General features: G+C 59.3%; 12 protein-coding genes and 1 tRNA gene. 7 read left to right on the top strand and 6 right to left on the bottom strand.

All coding sequences use genetic code 11. The features are described from left to right. Both EXQ56_08830 and EXQ56_08825 read right to left on the bottom strand, forming a co-directional pair. On the bottom strand, nt 1–1,014 hold a 1,014-nt coding region (locus tag EXQ56_08830; GenBank protein MSO20553.1), incomplete at its 3' end, for a glycogen phosphorylase. A gap of 119 nt (nt 1,015–1,133) precedes the next feature. Then, nucleotides 1,134–1,210 (bottom strand) — tRNA-Arg (locus EXQ56_08825). A gap of 104 nt (nt 1,211–1,314) precedes the next feature. Between EXQ56_08825 and EXQ56_08820 the strand changes: the two genes are divergently transcribed. Then, a complete protein-coding gene (locus EXQ56_08820) occupies nt 1,315–1,830 on the top strand; it encodes a GNAT family N-acetyltransferase (protein ID MSO20552.1) in 516 nt (171 codons plus the stop codon). Between the two features lie 11 nt (nt 1,831–1,841). On the opposite strand, the gene EXQ56_08815 is transcribed toward EXQ56_08820, so the two are convergent. Continuing rightward, the gene (locus EXQ56_08815; GenBank protein ID MSO20551.1) at nt 1,842–3,698 is read right to left on the bottom strand and encodes a tetratricopeptide repeat protein; all 1,857 of its coding nucleotides are present in this window, start codon (nt 3,696–3,698) and stop codon (nt 1,842–1,844) included. 280 nt (nt 3,699–3,978) lie between these two features. Here EXQ56_08815 and EXQ56_08810 point away from each other — a divergent pair, with 280 nt between their 5' ends. From EXQ56_08810 to EXQ56_08800, 3 genes are all read left to right on the top strand, one after another. Next, entirely contained in the window at nt 3,979–4,233 is a 255-nt protein-coding gene (locus EXQ56_08810) for a hypothetical protein (protein MSO20550.1), read from the top strand. Nucleotides 4,234–4,266: 33 nt separating this feature from the next. After that, nucleotides 4,267–5,874 carry a methylmalonyl-CoA mutase gene (locus EXQ56_08805; GenBank protein ID MSO20549.1) on the top strand — a complete coding sequence of 536 codons (1,608 nt, stop codon included), beginning with the start codon at nt 4,267–4,269 and terminating at the stop codon, nt 5,872–5,874. Between the two features lie 714 nt (nt 5,875–6,588). Beyond that, nucleotides 6,589–7,395 carry a thiazole synthase gene (locus EXQ56_08800; GenBank protein MSO20548.1) on the top strand — a complete coding sequence of 269 codons (807 nt, stop codon included), beginning with the start codon at nt 6,589–6,591 and terminating at the stop codon, nt 7,393–7,395. A gap of 390 nt (nt 7,396–7,785) precedes the next feature. On the opposite strand, the gene EXQ56_08795 is transcribed toward EXQ56_08800, so the two are convergent. The 3 genes from EXQ56_08795 to EXQ56_08785 form a co-directional block, all read right to left on the bottom strand. Then, complete coding sequence (locus EXQ56_08795) at nt 7,786–9,618, bottom strand: hypothetical protein (GenBank protein MSO20547.1); 1,833 nt, start codon at nt 9,616–9,618, stop codon at nt 7,786–7,788. Nucleotides 9,619–9,777: 159 nt separating this feature from the next. After that, nucleotides 9,778–11,115 (bottom strand): DUF1552 domain-containing protein, encoded by a 1,338-nt coding sequence (locus EXQ56_08790; GenBank protein ID MSO20546.1) that lies wholly within the window; start codon nt 11,113–11,115, stop codon nt 9,778–9,780. Next, nucleotides 11,112–13,544, bottom strand: coding sequence for a DUF1592 domain-containing protein (locus EXQ56_08785; GenBank protein MSO20545.1), 2,433 nt, complete (start codon nt 13,542–13,544; stop codon nt 11,112–11,114). The genes EXQ56_08790 and EXQ56_08785 overlap by 4 nt, the downstream gene beginning before the upstream one ends. Before the next feature lie 496 nt (nt 13,545–14,040). Between EXQ56_08785 and EXQ56_08780 the strand changes: the two genes are divergently transcribed. Genes EXQ56_08780 through EXQ56_08770 form a run of 3 tightly spaced genes read left to right on the top strand, consistent with a single transcriptional unit; the run spans nt 14,041 to nt 18,294 of the window. Beyond that, a complete protein-coding gene (locus EXQ56_08780; GenBank protein MSO20544.1) occupies nt 14,041–16,104 on the top strand; it encodes an ABC transporter substrate-binding protein in 2,064 nt (687 codons plus the stop codon). Further along, nucleotides 16,101–17,126, top strand: a complete 1,026-nt coding sequence (locus EXQ56_08775) for an ABC transporter permease subunit (GenBank protein ID MSO20543.1) — start codon at nt 16,101–16,103, stop codon at nt 17,124–17,126. Before EXQ56_08780 ends, EXQ56_08775 begins: the two co-directional genes overlap by 4 nt. A 16-nt stretch (nt 17,127–17,142) precedes the next feature. After that, on the top strand, nt 17,143–18,294 hold the full coding sequence (locus tag EXQ56_08770) for an ABC transporter permease (protein ID MSO20542.1): 1,152 nt from the start codon (nt 17,143–17,145) through the stop codon (nt 18,292–18,294). Nucleotides 18,295–18,339 lie beyond the last annotated feature (45 nt).

The following is an 18,339-nucleotide window of genomic DNA, read 5'->3' as shown; positions in this document are numbered from 1 at the left end:
AATGGCGAAACGCTCGTGAAAGCGATCCAGCGGACGCCCCGCTTGCAGATACAGCCGGATCATATCCTGCAGCGAGCAGGAGACAAAGAAGTGCTGCTGGATGAGCCGCAGGCGCTTCCCCGTATCGGAATCATCACTGGGATAGAGAACCTTGCTGACGGTTCCCGCGCGGATGCTGCGTAGCACGGCGCCCACGTAGTCGCCCGCGTTGAAGGCATTGAAGTCAAACGACTCGGGAGTTTCTGCGCTCCACAATCGCAGGAGGTTCGAGTTGTTCACACCGTAGCCCATCACGGGCGTGTCATAGGCCACGCCGCGAATCACCTCGTGAGCTGCCCAGCGCACAGAGTTGCGTCCGTGATCATCTTGATGGTGCTCGGTACGGCCACCCAGCGAGACTTCGTAAGCAATATGCGGCCGGCGAATCTCCCAAGGGTTGCCGTAGCGTAGCCAGGTGTCGGCCGTCTCCAACTGCCAGCCGTCTTTGATCAGTTGATCGAAGATGCCGAACTCGTAGCGAATGCCGTAGCCGACCGCGGGTATTTTGAGGGTCGCCAGCGAATCAAGAAAGCAGGCGGCGAGGCGACCCAGCCCACCGTTACCGAGTCCCGGCTCGTCTTCTTCCTCGATCAGCTCATCCAGATTGAGGCCGAGCGGAGCCAGCGCGGCGCGCGTCTCCTCGGCCATGCCCAGATTCAGCATGGATGCCGCCAAGCGCGGCCCGGGGAGATACTCCGCCGAGAGATAGCTCACCGTGCGCACCTTGTCGCGCAAATAGGTCTGCACGGTCTCGGTCCAGCGCTGCAACAGGCGGTCACGAACGGTGATGGCCAGCGCCTGATAGTAATCGTTTTTGGTGGCCATGCCGGGAAAGCTGCCCTGAATGAAGAAAAGATTCTCGAGGAAGTCCTGCCGGATGCTCAGTGCGTCCAGGCCCACGCGCGTGAGCTTCCACTCCGGAGCGTTGTTTTTTTCAGGCCGTTTGAGGTCGCTGGATTCGGGAAGAGGGCTCATTGCTTGATATCCTTACGGTGTGGCTTGAGTCAGGCGCGAGCGTCGTTTGAGTATCGTTTAAGTATCGTTTAAGTATCAGGGTGTCCTGGACGAAAGTCAGGCTGTGGCATAGGAGAAAATGGTGCGCCCGGGGTGAGTCGAACACCCGACCTACTGATTCGAAGTCAGTCGCTCTATCCAACTGAGCTACGGGCGCGCAGGAAAATTCATACTAACCGTCCCCAAGGACGAAAGCAAGATTGCGCTCGCGCCTCCTTACCGATCTGACCGCTTTTTGAAAAACTTTTATGGAGATGATATATGGCAGAACAGTCCGGCAATACGACTCCCCGTGAACCAGTCCTGGTTCGCCCGCTGGACCCGGGTGAAATCCCCATCCTGCTATCCCTTATCGGCGAGTTGGCAGATTTCGAGAGGATGGCTCATCGCGTAACCGCAACGCCGGAAAGAATACGCGCGGCCCTATTCGGCCCGACGCCTTTTGCCGAGGCGGTGATCGAATGGCTGGGAGACGAGCCCGTGGCGTATGCGGTTTATTATCACACCTTCTCCACATTCGCCGCCGCGCCCGGCTTGTACATCGAAGACATTCTGGTCCGTGAAGCCCATCGCGGAAACGGGTACGGTGAAATCCTAATGAAGTACTTGGCCGGAATTGCCGTGTCCCGCGGATGTACTGGCATGGCGTTGTCCGTGCTCAGTTGGAACAGGCGAGCGATCAATTTCTATACCGCTTTGGGAGCGGAGCACAATACAGAATGGGATGCGTATAAGATTTCCGGCCAGGCACTGAGCAATCTTAGCAGTGAAATTTGAGGAGCAAACTACTAGCTGTACAGGCCCTGCTGCTTGAGTTGTTCAGCGATCTTGGGGTCCAGCGCGGCGGCTTTCTGAAATGCTTCCTGCGATTCCCGCTTCTTTCCCAGTTTCAGCAGAACCAGGCCTTTGTTGTACCACGCTTCGGGATGGCGACCGTGGATGGCAAGGGCCTTGTCATAGCAAACGAGGGCCTCGATCAGACGATTCGATTTCCGCAATGCGACGCCACGATTCAACCAGACCTCCAGGAATTGCGGATTGATTGCCAGCGCTTTCTCATAGCACTCCAGCGCCTCGCGCACACGGCCTAGCTGGCTCAAGGCGAAGCCCTTGTTGTACCATGCCACGGCCGATCCAGCATTGATGGCAATCACGCGATCGTAACTATCGAGGGCTTCCTGCTCGCGCTTCAGCCGCCGCAGGATCACGCCCTTGTTGAGCCAGGCCGCTTCAAACAGCGGATTCAAGGTGATGGCGCGGTCATAGGCTTCCAGTGATGTCTCGAGTTCCCCTTTGTGCTGGTTGGCATAGCCGGTGTTATACCAGGCGTCAGCCGAGTTGGGATTGTATTCGACGGCCTTGGCATAGCACGCGATGGCCTCGTCGTACTTTTTCCTTTTTGCCAGCACCACGCCCTTATTGAGCCAGGCGGCGTCAAATGTCGGCAGCAACTTCAAGGCCTTATCGAAATATTCTAGCGCTTCTTTGTCACGATCCAGATTGCTCAGCGCGGCGCCTTTATTGACGATTTCCCACGCGTCCAGCTCTTCCTTGGCGGCCAGTGGCAGCGATTCCTTAAACTGCTTTTTCAGAAGCGCGGCGAGATCTTTTTCCAGGGCATCAAAGTTTTGGTAGCGTTGATCGGACTTCTTGGCCATGCAACGCATGGTGATAATGGATAGCTCTACTCCCACATCATTGCGCATGGTAAGTGGATCAAGAGGCGTAACCTTCAAATGCTGATAGTAAAAATCCTCCGGCTTGCGCGCCTTGAAGGGCCGTTTGCCAGTGAGCATTTCGTAGAGCATGACGCCGAAGGAGTAGACATCCGCGGTTACGGTGACATTGGCGAAGTCGGTGAACTGCTCCGGGGCCATGTAGGGCATGGTTCCCACGCCCATCTCCCCGACGCGCGTGCGGAAAACCTGGGATGCCAATTCATCGCCGATTTCTTCCGCGCCTGTTGCGCCCACCGCAGGCAAAATGTCCGCCTGCGCCAGCACTTTCACCAGACCGAAGTCCGTTACCTTGAGAATATCGTCCGGAGTGAACATACAGTTTTCCGGTTTGACATCGCGATGCACCAGCCCCGGAACCTTCTTCGCGGCGTGGGCCATGCCGCGGCAAAACTGTATCGAGTAACGCAAAATATCGCGGATCGGCATCGGCCCCGCTGAAATTTTCTTGCGCAGGTCGGATCCCGCAACGTACTCAAGGAAGATGTGCGGTTGATCGTTGATGGTGGTTACGTAATAAGCTCTGACAATGTTGTGATGCTGCTCCAGGCGAATCCAGGTCTCCGCTTCGCGCAGGAATCGCTGGATCAGGTCCGGCGTGCCCAGCACCCACTTTTGAAACGTCTTCACGGCGTAGGGCGTCATGGAGCTGACATCCAGAACGATGTACACCACGCCCATGCCGCTCTTGCCCTTGCCGCCTTTTATATCATGAACCGTAAAATCGCCGAGGCCCGGAGCTCGCACTGTCTGGCCAATGCGGAAAACGGGCTCTTCGGTTTCGACAAGAATTCTGGAAGGCTTATTGGCGGGCGCGGCCCCCGCGGGACGCTGCTCCTCTCGCCTGGGCGCTGGGGCTTTCGCCTCTCCCGGTTTGCCCTTAAAGATGTTCTTGATAAAATCCAGCATGCTCAATCTACACGGCCATGAAATTGCAATCTGATTCCCAATGACGGTCCGCTACAAATATACCGCGATTCCGGCCTCCAGCATCCTCTTTCCGGGACCATCCTCAAATTGGTCAACACCCACATGTTGCCCCGCCCGCGGGACACTCGCCACGACTCATCGCCACGGTTGGCAATATCGTGATATTGGCTTACCATGAATACGGCGGGCTGATTCGCAACTCGATGAAGATACAGGATACGGTAGTTGGCAATTTTATTTTGTGGAATATGAACCTAGCATGAGCGCACCATCGGGCGGTTTCTTTTGGAATTGGCTGCGCCAGAGCCTCAGAATTCTGCATCGACTCTGGCTGGAAGTCACCGGCTTCATTTTCATTTGCTTCGCCGTGCTGGGCGCATTCTCCCTGCTAAAGGAGTGGCGCGCCTACCAGCCCGGCGGTGGACTGTGGAAGCTCGTGGCCGCCGGAGTCTTCACGGCGGCCATGGCACTCTTCGGTCTCTATTCATTTTTTAAGTCCCGGCGGATACAATAAACAAGCCCAACGTCCTAGCCCAAATACCCAGCGATGTCCAACCCACCCACAAAGAAGCCAGCGCCGTTTCAAACCGCCTCGCAGATTCCCGTGAAGTCCGCTTACACTCAGAATGATCTTCGCGATTTCGATGCGCGCGCTCAATTGGGTGAACCCGGCGCGTTCCCGTTTACGCGCGGCATCTACCCCGACATGTATCGCGGTCGCGTCTGGACGCAGCGGCAATACGCCGGCTTCGGCACGGCGGCGGAATCGAACCGGCGCTACCGATACCTGCTCAGTCAGGGCCAGTCCGCGCTCTCCGTCGCCTTCGATCTCCCCACGCAGATGGGACTCGACTCCGATCATCCGCTCGCCGTCGGTGAAGTTGGGCGCGTCGGTGTCGCCATCTGCGGACTGCCGGACATGGAGACGCTGTTCGACGGGATTCCGCTCGACACCATCTCCACTTCGATGACCATCAACTCCACGGCTGGCATCCTGCTGGCGCTCTATGTGGCCGTGGCCCGCAAGCAAGGCAGGGACCCGCACCGCCTGACGGGAACCGTGCAGAATGACATCCTGAAAGAGTACATCGCCCGTGGCACGCACATTTATCCACCCGCTCCCTCTCTGCGCCTGACCACGGACCTGTTCGCATGGGCCGCTCGGGAAGTCCCGGCCTGGAACGTAATTTCGGTCAGCGGCTATCACATCCGCGAGGCAGGTTCCACCGCCGTCGAGGAATTGGCTTTCACGCTGGCCAACGCCATCGCATATCTGGACGCGGCGCGCACGGCCGGCCTGGATATTGACTCCATCGCGCCGCGCGTCTCATTTTTCTTCAACTGCCACAACGATTTCTTCGAGGAAATCGCCAAGTTCCGCGCCGCGCGGCGGCTCTGGGCACATATCGTGCGCGACCAGTTTGGCTCCGCCAACCCACGTTCGCAGATGTTGCGTTTTCATACCCAGACTGCAGGCTCCACGCTGACCGCGCAGCAGCCCGAAATGAATGTGGTGCGGACCACCCTGCAAGCGCTTGCGGCGGTGCTCGGCGGCACGCAGTCGCTGCACACCAATGCGCAGGACGAGGCGCTCGGACTGCCCACCGAATCCGCGGCCCGTCTCGCGTTGCGCACGCAGCAGGTAATCGCCGCCGAGAGCAACGTCATCAGCGCCGTGGACCCGCTGGCCGGCTCCTACTTCATCGAATCACTGACCAACGAAATCGCGTTGCGGGCCAGCGAACTGCTCCAGCAAATTGCAGAGATGGGAGGCATGCTGCGCGCCATTGAAAGCGGTTTTGTGCAGCGAAAGATTCAGCAGTCCGCCTTCCGCCAGCAACGCAATTTGGACTCCGGCGAGCAGCAAGTTGTGGGTGTCAACTGCTTTCAATCTGACAACAAAGCAGCCCTTCCCGTGTTCCAGATTGACCCGAGGATCGAGGACAACCAGATCGCCCGGCTCAGGGAAATGCGCGCCCGTCGCAATGCGCAGCGCGCCGCCGAGGCGATTCAGGCCGTGGAGCAAACGGCTCGCACGGCGGACAATCTGATGCCCGCCATCCTTGCCGCCGTCGAGGCCCACGCCACCGTCGGAGAAATTTCTTCGGGATTGCGCAATGTCTTCGGCGAATACAAGGAAGGCGTTGTTTGGTAAAGTATAACTTTCTCAACCTAGGCCAACCATGAAACCAATTTTCCGCAACACGTTTCTCAGTTCCTGGATGCTTCTCCTGCCGCTGTCATGGGCAAGCCCCATGCAGGCCCGCGCGCAGGAAGCAGCACCACCCGCAGCACCGGCTCGCTATGAATACTCATTCACTCCCGCCGAACGGATGGATGATTATCTGGAACGCACGGTGGGAATCGAGTCGCTATTCAACGCGGCGGCGCTGGCCGGGCTGGATCAGGCACGCGATAAACCGGAAGGCTGGCGACAGGGCGGCAGTGGGTACGGCCAGCGATTGGTATCCCGCATGGCACGCATTGCGATCGGCAACACGCTGCAGTTGGGCGTGGAAGCGGTATTGCACGAAGACTCACGCTACACGCCTTCGGAACGGACAGGAGTCCAGCCGCGTCTCGCGGACTCGCTGCTTCACTCGTTTCTGATCAAGACACCCAATGGCCGGCGCGCGCCTCCCGGGGACGGTTGGCCGCGGCGCTGGGCTCCGGATTCATCTCGAGGACATGGTACCCGGATCCCGATGACGCCTGGCAGGACGGGGCCCGTTCCGCGGGCATCTCCATCGGCATCTATACGGGAACGAATGTCTTCCGCGAATTCCTGCCGGACATCAAGCGCCTCTTCGGCAAATAGCCGCGCCGTGCGCGCATTGCATTTCCAGCATCCACGGCCTAGAATTTCTTTATGGCCACCACCGCTCAAACTACCGCAGCATCCTCAGACACTTTGACCATCGCTGGCCGCGAGTTCCGCTCGCGCCTGCTGATCGGCACGGGAAAGTATCAAACTTTCCAGGAGATGGCGCGATGCCTGGAGGCCTCCGGCTCGGACATGGTTACGGTAGCCGTGCGCCGCGTGAACATCAGCGACCGCTCGCAGGAGTCGCTGCTGGATTACATCGACACCAAAAAGTATTTCATCCTGCCCAACACCGCCGGGTGCTACACCGCAGACGAAGCCGTGCGCACGGCGCGGCTGGCGCGCGAAGTGGGGCTATCGAACTGGGTGAAGCTGGAAGTGATCGGCGACGAAGCGACGCTCTTCCCCGACAATTTTCAGTTGGTGGAGGCCACCCGCATCCTGGCCAAGGAAGGTTTCGTCGTACTGCCCTACACCAATGACGACCTCATCTCCGCCCGCCGGCTGGTAGACGCCGGAGCCGCCGCGGTCATGCCGCTGGGCGCGCCCATCGGCTCGGGAATGGGCATTCAGAACATCGCCAACTTCCGAATTTTACGGGAAAGAATCACCACGGTGCCGCTCATTCTGGATGCGGGCGTGGGCACCGCCTCCGATGCCGCGCTGGCCATGGAATTGGGCGCGGAAGCGGTTCTGATGAATACGGGAATCGCGCTGGCCCAGGACCCGGAGAAGATGGCCCTGGCCATGCGCCACGGCGTGGAGGCGGGCCGGCTCGCCTATCTCGCGGGTCGCATGCCGCGCAAGCTCTACGCCACGGCCTCCAGCCCGCTTGATGGGATCGTTCGCTAGACGCGATACTTTTCTTCCACCGAGTAACCGCAGACTTCCCGGCAATCTCCGCAGTAGAAGCAGCCGTCCTCGCACAGGCGAACATTCATGTCCGACTTGCAAAGGATACAGAAGCGCGGACACTTACATTCATCCTCGATCACTCCACAAACTGTGCAAACATAGCCGAACATTGCGAATGCCTTTCGCTGGAACTGCCATTGGTGAATCTACGCCAATATACGCCACCGCGATTCCCGCTGCAAGGAAAAGACAGCCCGAAAAGACAGCCGAAGACAGGCGATGTGCCGCATAGCACACTGGCGGTGCCCCAAATACAAACACAAATACAAACACAAAGGCCGCCAGCCCGCAGACTGACGGCCACTGCGCATTGCATCATGCTACGAGCTACTTCTGTTCCTTGTTCTGTTCCTTGCTCACCTTATCGATGATCTCGGTGCGCTCCTTGGTCTCGCTGGAGTTGACCGTGGCGTAGTCCAAACCGAAACGGCCTTCCACGCAACGACCAGCGGGCTTGGTGGACGAGCTATCAGTCGCGCCCAGCTTGCGCAGCAACTGTGCCGTCGCCGTGTGCGGCGTCACGCGCTGCAGCAGGCCGCGCGCCATGGTGGCTTCGGCGAGAGTAAGGGCGGTCTGGCCGCAGCCGGTTTTGGCGTTGATGTTGGCGCCCTTCTCGACCAAAAATTCGATCAGGTTATTGGAACCCAGGAACGACGCGGCATGGATAGCGGTCCAGCCGGTCTCGGTAATGGCGTTCACGTCCGCTCCCAGCCCCAGCAGAATCTTGGCGGCTTCCAGCGCCTTGACTTCCTCTTCCTTGCCAAGATCGTCCTGACGGCCGATGCCGACCGCAACCATCAGCGGAGTGGCGTTGCCTTGAATTTGATTGTCATCGCCGAAGCCCGGTTTGTTGAACTCCTTGGCATCAATCACGGTGCCGATGGCGGGCTTCGCTTTGCCTTCCACCAGCGTGCGCATTGCCACGATATCGCCGGCGGCGGCGGCCAGCAGAAACGGCGTTGCTCCGGTGAGGTTCACCGTGGGCTTGCGGCGCAGGCGCAGGCGGGAAGGAGGTGTCTTCAACTGAATGTTCGGATCGGCTCCATGTGCCAGCAGCGAGCGCATCAGATTGCCCATGTTCGAGCCGGTCAGGATGGCGTCACGATCACGCTTGTTGCGCTCATAGATGTTCGAGGTCGAGCTTTGATTATCGGAGAGCTGCGCCGAGTTCGGGGCGGCCGCGGCCGCCTCCAGTGAAACGCAGCGACCGCCGGCTCCGCCCTGGCAGACACGCTTGGCGTTGGTGATGGGCATGCCATGCAGGACTTTGATGCCGTCGCGCAGCGCATAGTGCAGCGGAGCGATGCCGCTGCCGTCCATCATGTTGGGATCGGCTCCACGATCCAGCAGATAAACCGCCAACTCTTCGTAGCCACCCGCGCTGGCAATCAGCAGAGCGGTGCCGTCTTCCGGAGAGGCCCAGTTGATCTCCGCGCCCTTGGCCAACAGCAGCTTGGTGGTCTCTAAATCGCCGGCGCGCGCCGCGAACAGCAGCGGCGTGTAGCTGCCGAGCGGCGTGGCACTGATGACCGCACTGTATCCGTTCACCGTCATCGGTGTAAATCCGGCTTCCTTGCGCATGTGAGTCTTGGCGTTGACGTTCGCGCCCGCGTCGATCAGAACCTTGGACACGTTTGGCCACTCGTTGGCGATGGCCCACATCAGAGAGGTCTGGCCACGGCGGGGTTCGCTCGAATCCGCGCGCGCGCCGGCAGCGAGCAGCGCCTTCACGGCATCGACATTGCCCGAGGCGGTCGCGGACATCAGCATGGTCTCGCCCGTCCATGTGGTCGCGTTGGCGTCGGCGCCGGCCTTCAGCAGCCGTTGCGCCATGGCCGTGGCGCGATCATCGAGCGCCAGCTTCAGGGGCGTGACCCCGTAGTCGTTCGCCGCATTGGGCTTGGCGCCGGCGGCGATCAACTGATCAGCCATCTCCAGATCATTCCAGTGAGCCGCCCAGTGCAGCGCGGTCGCGCCGTCGGCCTGAGGAACATTCACATCCGCCTTCTGCTGAATGAGCGTGCGCAGCGCGGCTTTGTCCTGACCTTTCGCGGCATCCACGATACGGCGGTCTGGATCGGCCGCCTGCAAGGCCGCGGACGCAGTCATCACCGCGAATAGAATTCCCATCAGATTTCTGGGGCTGAATATCCTGTTCATGGCTAAAGCTCCTTCATCGCTCGTTCAATCGCAGTTGCGTGGTACACCAGGGCCACGCTCCCTGGCGGTCGCGGCTCTGATAAATCCGCGTACCGCGAAGCCCACCAAGACCTGAGATGACAGGCATTGGTGGGCTGACGGGAACGTTACAATTCGTACCTAGACCGCAGGGCCGAGGTCCAGCTTGGCGGTGCTGATGCCGAACTTCTCCGTGGGCATGCCCACCAGGTTCAGCAGCATGGCGTGGAAGTTCGAGTACGGCGTGCCCTTGGGATACTTGATGTGCATGCCGCTCTTCTTGATGCGGCCCGCGCCGCCGCCGAACACGGCGATGGGCATGTTCCACTGATTGTGAATGTCGCCGTCGCCCATGCCCGCTCCATAAATCATGATCGAGTGATCGAGCAGCGAGCCATCACCGTCCACGGTGGACTTCATGCGCTCCAGGAAGTGGCCATAAAGCTTGGCGTGATAGGCGTTGATCTTGCCGGCCTGCTCGATGCGCGAGGGAATTCCGCGATGATGGGTGAGCGGGTGATGCGGCTCGGTGGCGCCGATCTGGGTGTAGACCAGTTCGCTATACTCACGGGCCAGCATGAAAGTACTGACGCGCGTGGTGTCAGTCTGGTAAGCGAGCAGCAGCAGATCCAGCATCAGCTTGACGTGCTCCTCGTAGCCGGGGATGCCCACGGGTCGATCCACCGTCGGAAGTTCCTTGGTCGCGTTCTGCTCGGCCTTCTGCACACGGGTTTCCACGTCGCGGATGGAATCGAGGAACTCGCTCAACTTGGCGCGATCGCCTTCGCCGAGGCGGTCCATCTGGCGGCTGACGTCATTGGCGACGAAATCAAGAATGCTCTTGTTCTTGCGGATGCGCGCCAGGCGCGAAGCCACGTCGGTCGATTCGCCGTCGCCGAACAGGCGCTCGAAGACCGCGCGGGGCTTGTGCTCCATAGGCAGCGGCTGCGTGGGCGTGCGCCAGGAAATGGTGTTGGTGTAGGCTGCGTTGTAGCCGCCCTGGGACTGACCGGCGATCTCGGCGGCATCCTCGATGCACAACTCGAGCGAGTCGAGCTGGGTCGATTTGCCAAACTCGCGCGCGATCATCTGATCGACCGAGACGCCGCAATAGACGTCGTTGATGGACTTCTTCGGCTCCGCGCCGGTCAGCCACATGGCCGAGCCGCGCACGTGTCCGCCGACGAACTCCTTGCCGCCGTCGAGTCCGCTGAGGATCAAAGTCTGATCGCGGACCTTGTCCCACTGCGACAGGATGGGCGTCGATTCAAAGCCCGTGCCCTCGGTGGCCGGCAGCCACTGGTCACGGATAATTCCGTTCGGCAAATAGGTAAACCCAATGCGTAACGCCGGCGTCGCCGCGGTGTCGAGGGCTCCCGCGAACGCCGGAACCATCGAGTCCAAAAACGGCAGTGCGATTGCGGCACCCACCCCGCTCAGAAATGCGCGGCGCGGAATAGCCTTCTTGAAGATCATCATGACGTTCGTGCCCTCCTCATCTGAAATGGCGTGCTTTTCACGATACCGATTACCAGCGACGACCAGCGGTAGTTATCCTTGGCCGACGCATCCAAAATCTTCCGCAGCGACGGAGCGTCGTAATGCTCCAGCGCACGGCCCAGCGAATACATCAGAAGTTTTTCCGTGACCGAATGGGCGATCAACTCCGGGCGCGCCAGCATGGACTGGCGCAGACCGGCGATGCCGTCAAACTTGGAGCCATCCGGCATGACACCGGAAGGATCAATCGGCAGGCCATCGTCAATGTTGCGGTACTTGCCGACGGCATCAAAATTCTCCAGCGCAAAACCGATGGGGTCCATGCGCGAATGGCAGCCCATGCAGGCCGGATTCTTGCGGTGCTCTTCCATCTGCTGACGCATGGTGCCCTTGGCGCCTTCGCCTTTTTCCTTGAGCGAAGGAACATTGGGCGGAGGAGGAGGAGGAGGCGCGCCCAGAATATTTTCAAGCACCCATTTGCCGCGCATCACAACTGAAGTCCGATTGGCGTAGGAAGTAACCATGAGGATGCTGCCCTGGCCGAGCAGTCCGCGGCGGTTCGGGTCGGTAAGCGTAACGCGGCGGAACTGGTTGCCGTAGACGCCTTGAATTCCGTAGTGGCGGGCCAGCCGGTCATTCAGGAAAGAGTAGTCGGCGCTGACGATATCCAGCACCGAGCGGTCTTCGCGCAGGATGCTCCGCAGGAACAGGTTGGTCTCCTGCTCAAAATCATTGCGTAGTGTTTCATCGAAATCCGGAAACTCATCGCGGCTCGGGGTGCGCGTCTTCACGTTGCGCAGCAGCAACCACTGGCCGGCGAAATTATCGACCAGCGCGCTGGACTTCTTGTCCGCCATCATGCGGCGCACCTGCGCCTCCAAAACAGCAGGGTCTTTCAGCTTGCCCTGCTCCGCGACGGTGAGCAGTTCGTCATCCGGGATGCTGGACCACAGAAAAAACGCCAGGCGCGAAGCCAGATCAAGATCGCTCAGTTGATACACGCTGCCGGGAGCGGCGCCCGCCGGATCACCCTGGATGCGGAAGATAAAATCCGTGCTGACCAGCAGACCTTCGAGAGCGGTCTGAATGCCGTACTCGAATGTCGATCCGGTGCGGCCGGCTTGATAAAGGGTGAGCAGCGGGTTCACGTCCGCGTCGGCAACCGGGCGGCGATATGCCAACCGCGCCAGTGAGGAAATAATTTTGCGGGCGCAGGGAGCTTCCTCCTGAGCGTTCGCGGGAGTGCAGGTGAAAATTTTCGTGCGGCTCGGAGTGACGCCCGAGCCATTCGACTTGAACGGTCCGCTGATGGCGATATTGCTCACCGTCGGCTCCGCGGCGGCACGCTCATTGCCATTGACCAGCGACTCCTTCAAAGATTCGTAGTTGCGCTCCGGGAAAGTCCCCTCGGGCACCCAGCGCTCACCGAGAAAGGCAATCTGCACCAAGTGCGTGCCCGCTTTGGCCTGGAAATTGATTTCCAGTTTGTCGTCGGCATTGCGTTCCCACATGGACTGGTTGTAATCCGGCGGCACGGAATCCGCCGCGCCAGCGCCCTCGGACAATCCCACGCTCTCGCCGCCAATGGTGAGCAGCTTCACGCGGGTGTTGTCCACGCGAACATCCAGCGCGTGCGGCTCGGCCAACCCGATCACATAGCCCGAGCCATCGGTGCGTTGCAAACGAACTTTGACCTTGTACTCGCCATCGAGCGGGAAGATGTGCTTCACCGCCAGCCCGCCGCGCGAGCCGAACGGCAGGTCTTCGCTCATGCGCTCGCCCTGGACCAGGAAAGGCGAGACCGCGTAAGTGGCCACGTCGGCCTTCATGGAAGGATCGCCCACGGCGAGGCGGCTGATCTTGCCCGCGGCGGAAAGATAACGCTCCATCAAGCCGGGAGAAACGGAGAGCAGCGCGCCGAGATTATCGAAGCCGCCCGAGTCGTCCGAGGGCAGCATCGCGGCGGCGTCAATGTCCAGCGCCAGTAGATCTCTGATCGCGTTTGAGTATTCGGTGCGATTCATGCGGTGCGCGGCGGCGGTGCGGCCCGGATCGGGCTTCGCGGCAGCGGCGACGTCGAGCTTCTCTTCCAGAAAATCGGCCAGCGTGGTGTAAGTGGCGTCATCGGGCTTGGGCAGCGGAGACGGCGGCATGGAACGCGCGCGCAGCTTACGCACCACCTTCTCCCAAATTTCCGGCGCGGCGGCGGGATTCTCGGCATCCACATTATTGAGGACCAGATCGCCGGTCTTCAATTTTTCGTTGTGGCAGGAGACGCAGTAACGATTCACCGCCGCGGCATGAGAACCCGCCGCAGCAGGTGTTGACGGATCTTGCGCCGAAGCGCTCACCACTGAGCCGCCCAGAACCGCAACCGCCAGCCCACCCACCAGCCAATGTCTTGACATCGTCATCATCATTGTTTAATAAATCCCTTTTTGCTTCGTTCGGCACACCTTAAATAAAGGCTATTATAAGCCCCCCGGACCAGACGCGGAGGGGAGCCCTCGGAAGAACTCTAACCCGCGTACTATATATATTATACGGAGAATTAAAGTCAATATGAAAAATAAAGTTCTGGAGCAGGCCCAGCGGGGCCAATCGCGGATGGTGGGGCCTAGGGGAGCGCCAAACCCAGATTTTCCTAAGGATTTCCACCAATTCGAGCAACTTGCAGACGGATTTTCACGTCACCCTTGCGGCACGATTCGTTCCCACTTTTGTAACAGTGGACGACGGGGCTAAGTAGGGCAGGCATTCCTGCCCTGCCGTTGAGGAGGACAGGCAAGAATGCCTGCCCCACTTATAAGGAGCGCAAATGGAGACACTACTTTTTATTCTTAACGGATTTCCGGGCCTGTTGTTAGAATGAAACACTTCCAGTGAAGTTGCCAGAGTAGTCAAATGACGAAGCGGCGCGAGAGGATCGAGTTCATGAAAATCTGGTCAACGACAATGGCAATGGCAAATTCAATGCCAAATTCAAAGTCAAATAGACTCGTGTTAGTCGTCAGTTTGGGCGCGCTGGCCATCACCTTGGGCACCGTGGGCTGCGGCGGCAATCAGCCTCGGCAGAGCGAATCAGGCGGCTCTGGAGTCGCGGCGCGCAGCGGCTCCGTCTCCATGGACAAGAATGACTACCCGGTCTTCCCCAACGCCGACGCCGGCGCCGATCCGGCCGCCTCCGCCGAGCAAGGCGGCAAAGGCTTCACCGGCGCAGGCTGGGAGACCAACACCGGCTTCGATTTCATCGGCGACCCGCGCGCGTTGAAGGGCGGGATGTTCCGCGACCATCTTCTGGATTTCCCCGGCACCCTTCGCCTGGAAGGTCCGGAGTCGAATTCCTCCTTCAATTACAGCGTAACCACGTTGGCGTACGAGACTTTGCTGGGCCTGCAACCAACGACTCTTGAATATATTCCTGCCCTGGCGACGCACTGGCAAGTATCCGAAGACAAGATGACATTCCGCTTCCGGCTGAATCCGAATGCCCGGTTCTCCGACGGCAAGCCGGTTACCGCCGCGGACGTAGTAGCCAGCTTCGACTTCAATATGGACAAGACCCTGCAATCGCCGTCGAACGTCCTGGTGTATGGCAAGTTCAATCGCCCTGAAGTGGAAAGCATGTATATCGTGAAGGTCCGCGCCAAGGAATTAAACTGGCGCAATTTTCTTTACTTCTCCGGCAGTATGAAGATATTTCCCGCACACGTCTTGAAGGATGTGAACGGAGAGCGCTATCTAAAAGACTATAACTTCAAGTTGCTACCCGGCAGCGGCCCTTACACCATTCAGGAAGCCGACATTGCCAAGGGCAAGTCCATCTCCGCGCGCCGCCGCAAAGACTATTGGGCGGAGAAGGCCCGCGCCAATGTAGGATCGAATAACTTCGATGAACTGCGATTCGTGGTGGTGCGCGATGAAACGCTGGCGTTTGAAATGTTTAAGAAGGGTGAGCTGGATGGCTACGCGGTTTCTCGCGCCCGCATGTGGGTGGAGGAACTCAACTTTGATCAGATACAGCGCGGCCTGATCATGAAGCGCAAGATATTCAACAGCGAACCGCGCGGCTTTGCCGGATTTGCCTTCAACACGCGCCGCGCCCCCTTCGATGACATTCGCGTGCGCAAGGCGCTAACCCTTCTGGTGAATCGCAAGCAGCTCATCGAGAAGATCATGTTGAATCAATATGAGCAGCAGAATTCCTACTACGCCAACACGCCCTACGAAAATCCGGACAATCCCAAGAACGAATATAATCCGTCCGAAGCGCTGAAACTGCTGGGCGAGGCCGGTTGGAAAACGCGCGACGCGCAGGGACGGCTGACCAAGGATGGCCGCCCGCTGGAAATCGAGCTGTTGTACACCAGCAAGACGTTTGAGCCCCATCTGACCGTCTATCAGGAAGACCTTCGCCGCGCGGGCATTAACGTGAACCTCCGGCTGATCACCGGCGAAACCCAGTTTCAGTTGATCAATGAGCGCCGCTTCCAGATGTCACACCAGGCCTGGGGTGGACTGCTCTTCCCAAATCCGGAAACGTCGTGGCACTCCTCGCTGGCGAATACGGACAACACCAACAACATCACCGGCTTCAAGAATGCACGGGTGGATGAGTTGCTCGGCCAATACGACAAGATGTTCAACGTGGATGATCGCGTGCGCGTAATCCGCGAAATCGACGGACTGCTGGCGAACTCCTACGAGTATGCCCTGCACTGGGGCGCCCCCTACACTCGCATCCTCTATTGGAACAAGTTCGGCCATCCGCAGGGTTACCTCGCGCGCATTGGCGGCTACGAGTCTATCTGGAGCATGTGGTGGTTTGAACCCGAAATGGAAGCGCAGTTGGCGGAGACCATGCGCGATTCCTCAAAAAAACTGCCGCCCGGCGAAGTGGATGACCGCTACTGGATGCAGTACGCCGAGCAGGAAAAGACCGCAACCAAGGCGCGGAAAGTTGAATGACGGCTTACTTCATCCGACGCTTCCTGCTGATCATTCCCACCTTCATTGGCATCACCATGGCCGTGTTTTTGGTGATGCATTTTGTCCCCGGCGGTCCCGTCGAGCGGCAGATCATGCAATATAAAATGGCGATAGCCACGGAGAGCGGCGCCGCCGGAGGCGCACCCGCGCAGGACTTGCCGGAGGATGCCATCGAAGAGATGCGCCGCTACTATGGCTTCGACAAGCCAGTCCATGTGCGATACGCCAACTGGCTTTGGAATGTCCTGCGATTCGATCTGGGCCGCTCTTACATCTATCAGGAATCCGTCTGGGATGTCATCAAGTCGCGCTTCCCTATTTCCCTCTTTCTCGGACTCACTGGATTTTTTTTGGGTTACTTGGTCTGCGTTCCGCTGGGCGTTTACAAGGCCATTCATCATGGCTCGAAGTTTGATTTTCTCTCGAGCTCGCTGGTCTTTCTTGGCTACTCGATTCCCGGCTGGGCCATGGGCACGGCGCTGCTGGTGCTGCTGGGCGGCGGGTCGTTCTGGGATGTATTTCCGCTCGGCGGCTTTCGTCCTGACAACTGGGAGTATCTGAACTTTTTCCAGAAAATCTATCAGCAGCTCTACTACATGTTCCTGCCGGTGCTGTGCTACATGATCGGCTCGTTCGCCACGCTGACCATCCTGACGAAGAATTCGCTGCTTGAAACGCTCGGGCAGGATTACGTCCGCACCGCGTTCGCCAAGGGCCTCGACGAGCGCCGCGTCATCTTCGTTCATGCGCTGCGCAACTCGATGATCCCCATCGCCACCGGGCTCGGCCACGTCATCAGCATCATTCTGGCCGGGTCGTTTCTCATCGAGAAGGTTTTCAACATCGACGGCATGGGCTACCTCGGCTACACGTCAATCCTGCAGCGCGACTATCCCGTGGCGCTGGGCATTCTGGTCATCTCCAGCCTGCTGCTGCTGGTGGGCAACATTCTTTCCGACATGATCTACGTCATCGTCGATCCGCGAATCCGGTTCCAGTAGAGGCGCTCACTTCCCGATGTCCACGGACCACTCAGCCGCGAATCGTCTCTCAGCGCAACCGGTGCCCGCGCCGCTTCCCATCGGTGAGGCCAAGCCGAAGCCGTCGTTATCCGTCCTGCAGCGGCGCTGGCGCAAATTCAAGACCATCAAGCGCGGATACTATTCTTTCGTCATCATGCTGGCACTCTATGCGATCTCCTTCTTTCTGCCCGTGCTGATCAACGACAGCGCCCTCGTTGTGCGCTACAACGGCGAGTTCTACTTCCCATCGTTCCGCTATTATCCGGCGAGCACGTTTGGGATGGATGCGTATGGCGAACCCAACTACCGCGCGCTGGCGCAACAGCTCCGCGAACAGAACGCCGACAACTGGGTGCTGCTGCCGCCCTATCCTTATAGCCCGGTCGAGTCGCTGCTCGACCTGCCCGGCACGCCGCCGCACGCGCCATCGGCGGAGCATTTCTTCGGCACCGATGATCGCGGCCGCGACATCTTCGCGCGGCTCTCCTACGGCTTCAACGTGTCGATGAGTTTCGCCATCATCGTGCTGCTCATCAGCTACGTCATCGGCATATGGGTCGGCGCGCTGATCGGCTACTTCGGCGGCAAGCTCGATATGCTGGGCCTGCGCCTGATCGAGATATGGTCGTCGCTGCCGTTTCTCTACACCATCATCATTGTCAGTTCCATCGTCGTGCCCATCTACATGCCGGGCCGCAACCTGCTGCTGCAGCCCTCGTTCTGGATGTTGGTCGCCATCCTCACGCTGTTTGACTGGATGGGCATCACCTACTACATTCGCGGCGAGTACTACCGCGAGAAGTCCAAGGACTACGTCGGCGCGGCCATCGCTATGGGCGCGTCGGACTGGAAGATCATGTTCAGCCACATCCTGCCCAACTCGCTGACGCCGGTCATCTCCTTCGCGCCGTTCTTCATCGTCGGCAATATCGGCGCGCTGGTCTCGCTCGACTTCCTCGGCTTCGGCCTGCCCGCGCCCACGCCGAGCTGGGGCGAACTGATCGGACAGGGCATGGAGAACCTGACCAAATGGTGGCTGGTCTTCTACCCGCTGGGCGCGATGTTCATTACATTGCTGCTCATCGTCTTCATCGGCGAGGCCATCCGCGAGGCCTTCGATCCCAAATCATTCTCGAGGTTGCGCTGATGATGTGGCTTCTCCCTTCACTCACATGCACCCTCTTCCCGCGCG

This window comes from Acidobacteriota bacterium (assembly GCA_009691245.1).
Classification (GTDB): domain Bacteria; phylum Acidobacteriota; class Terriglobia; order 2-12-FULL-54-10; family 2-12-FULL-54-10; genus SHUM01.
The sequence above is the reverse complement of the archived record's forward strand: the minus strand, read 5'-3'. Positions and strand labels throughout refer to the sequence as shown.

Coding starts and splice junctions, on each gene's coding strand:
- EXQ56_08805 (MSO20549.1), top strand. CDS start 4,267: ATGTCCAACCCACCCACAAAGAAGCCAGCGCCGTTTCAAACCGCCTCG.
- EXQ56_08810 (MSO20550.1), top strand. CDS start 3,979: ATGAGCGCACCATCGGGCGGTTTCTTTTGGAATTGGCTGCGCCAGAGC.
- EXQ56_08785 (MSO20545.1), bottom strand. CDS start 13,544: ATGTCAAGACATTGGCTGGTGGGTGGGCTGGCGGTTGCGGTTCTGGGC.
- EXQ56_08775 (MSO20543.1), top strand. CDS start 16,101: ATGACGGCTTACTTCATCCGACGCTTCCTGCTGATCATTCCCACCTTC.
- EXQ56_08795 (MSO20547.1), bottom strand. CDS start 9,618: ATGAACAGGATATTCAGCCCCAGAAATCTGATGGGAATTCTATTCGCG.
- EXQ56_08815 (MSO20551.1), bottom strand. CDS start 3,698: ATGCTGGATTTTATCAAGAACATCTTTAAGGGCAAACCGGGAGAGGCG.
- EXQ56_08790 (MSO20546.1), bottom strand. CDS start 11,115: ATGATGATCTTCAAGAAGGCTATTCCGCGCCGCGCATTTCTGAGCGGG.
- EXQ56_08770 (MSO20542.1), top strand. CDS start 17,143: ATGTCCACGGACCACTCAGCCGCGAATCGTCTCTCAGCGCAACCGGTG.
- EXQ56_08800 (MSO20548.1), top strand. CDS start 6,589: ATGGCCACCACCGCTCAAACTACCGCAGCATCCTCAGACACTTTGACC.
- EXQ56_08780 (MSO20544.1), top strand. CDS start 14,041: ATGACGAAGCGGCGCGAGAGGATCGAGTTCATGAAAATCTGGTCAACG.
- EXQ56_08820 (MSO20552.1), top strand. CDS start 1,315: ATGGCAGAACAGTCCGGCAATACGACTCCCCGTGAACCAGTCCTGGTT.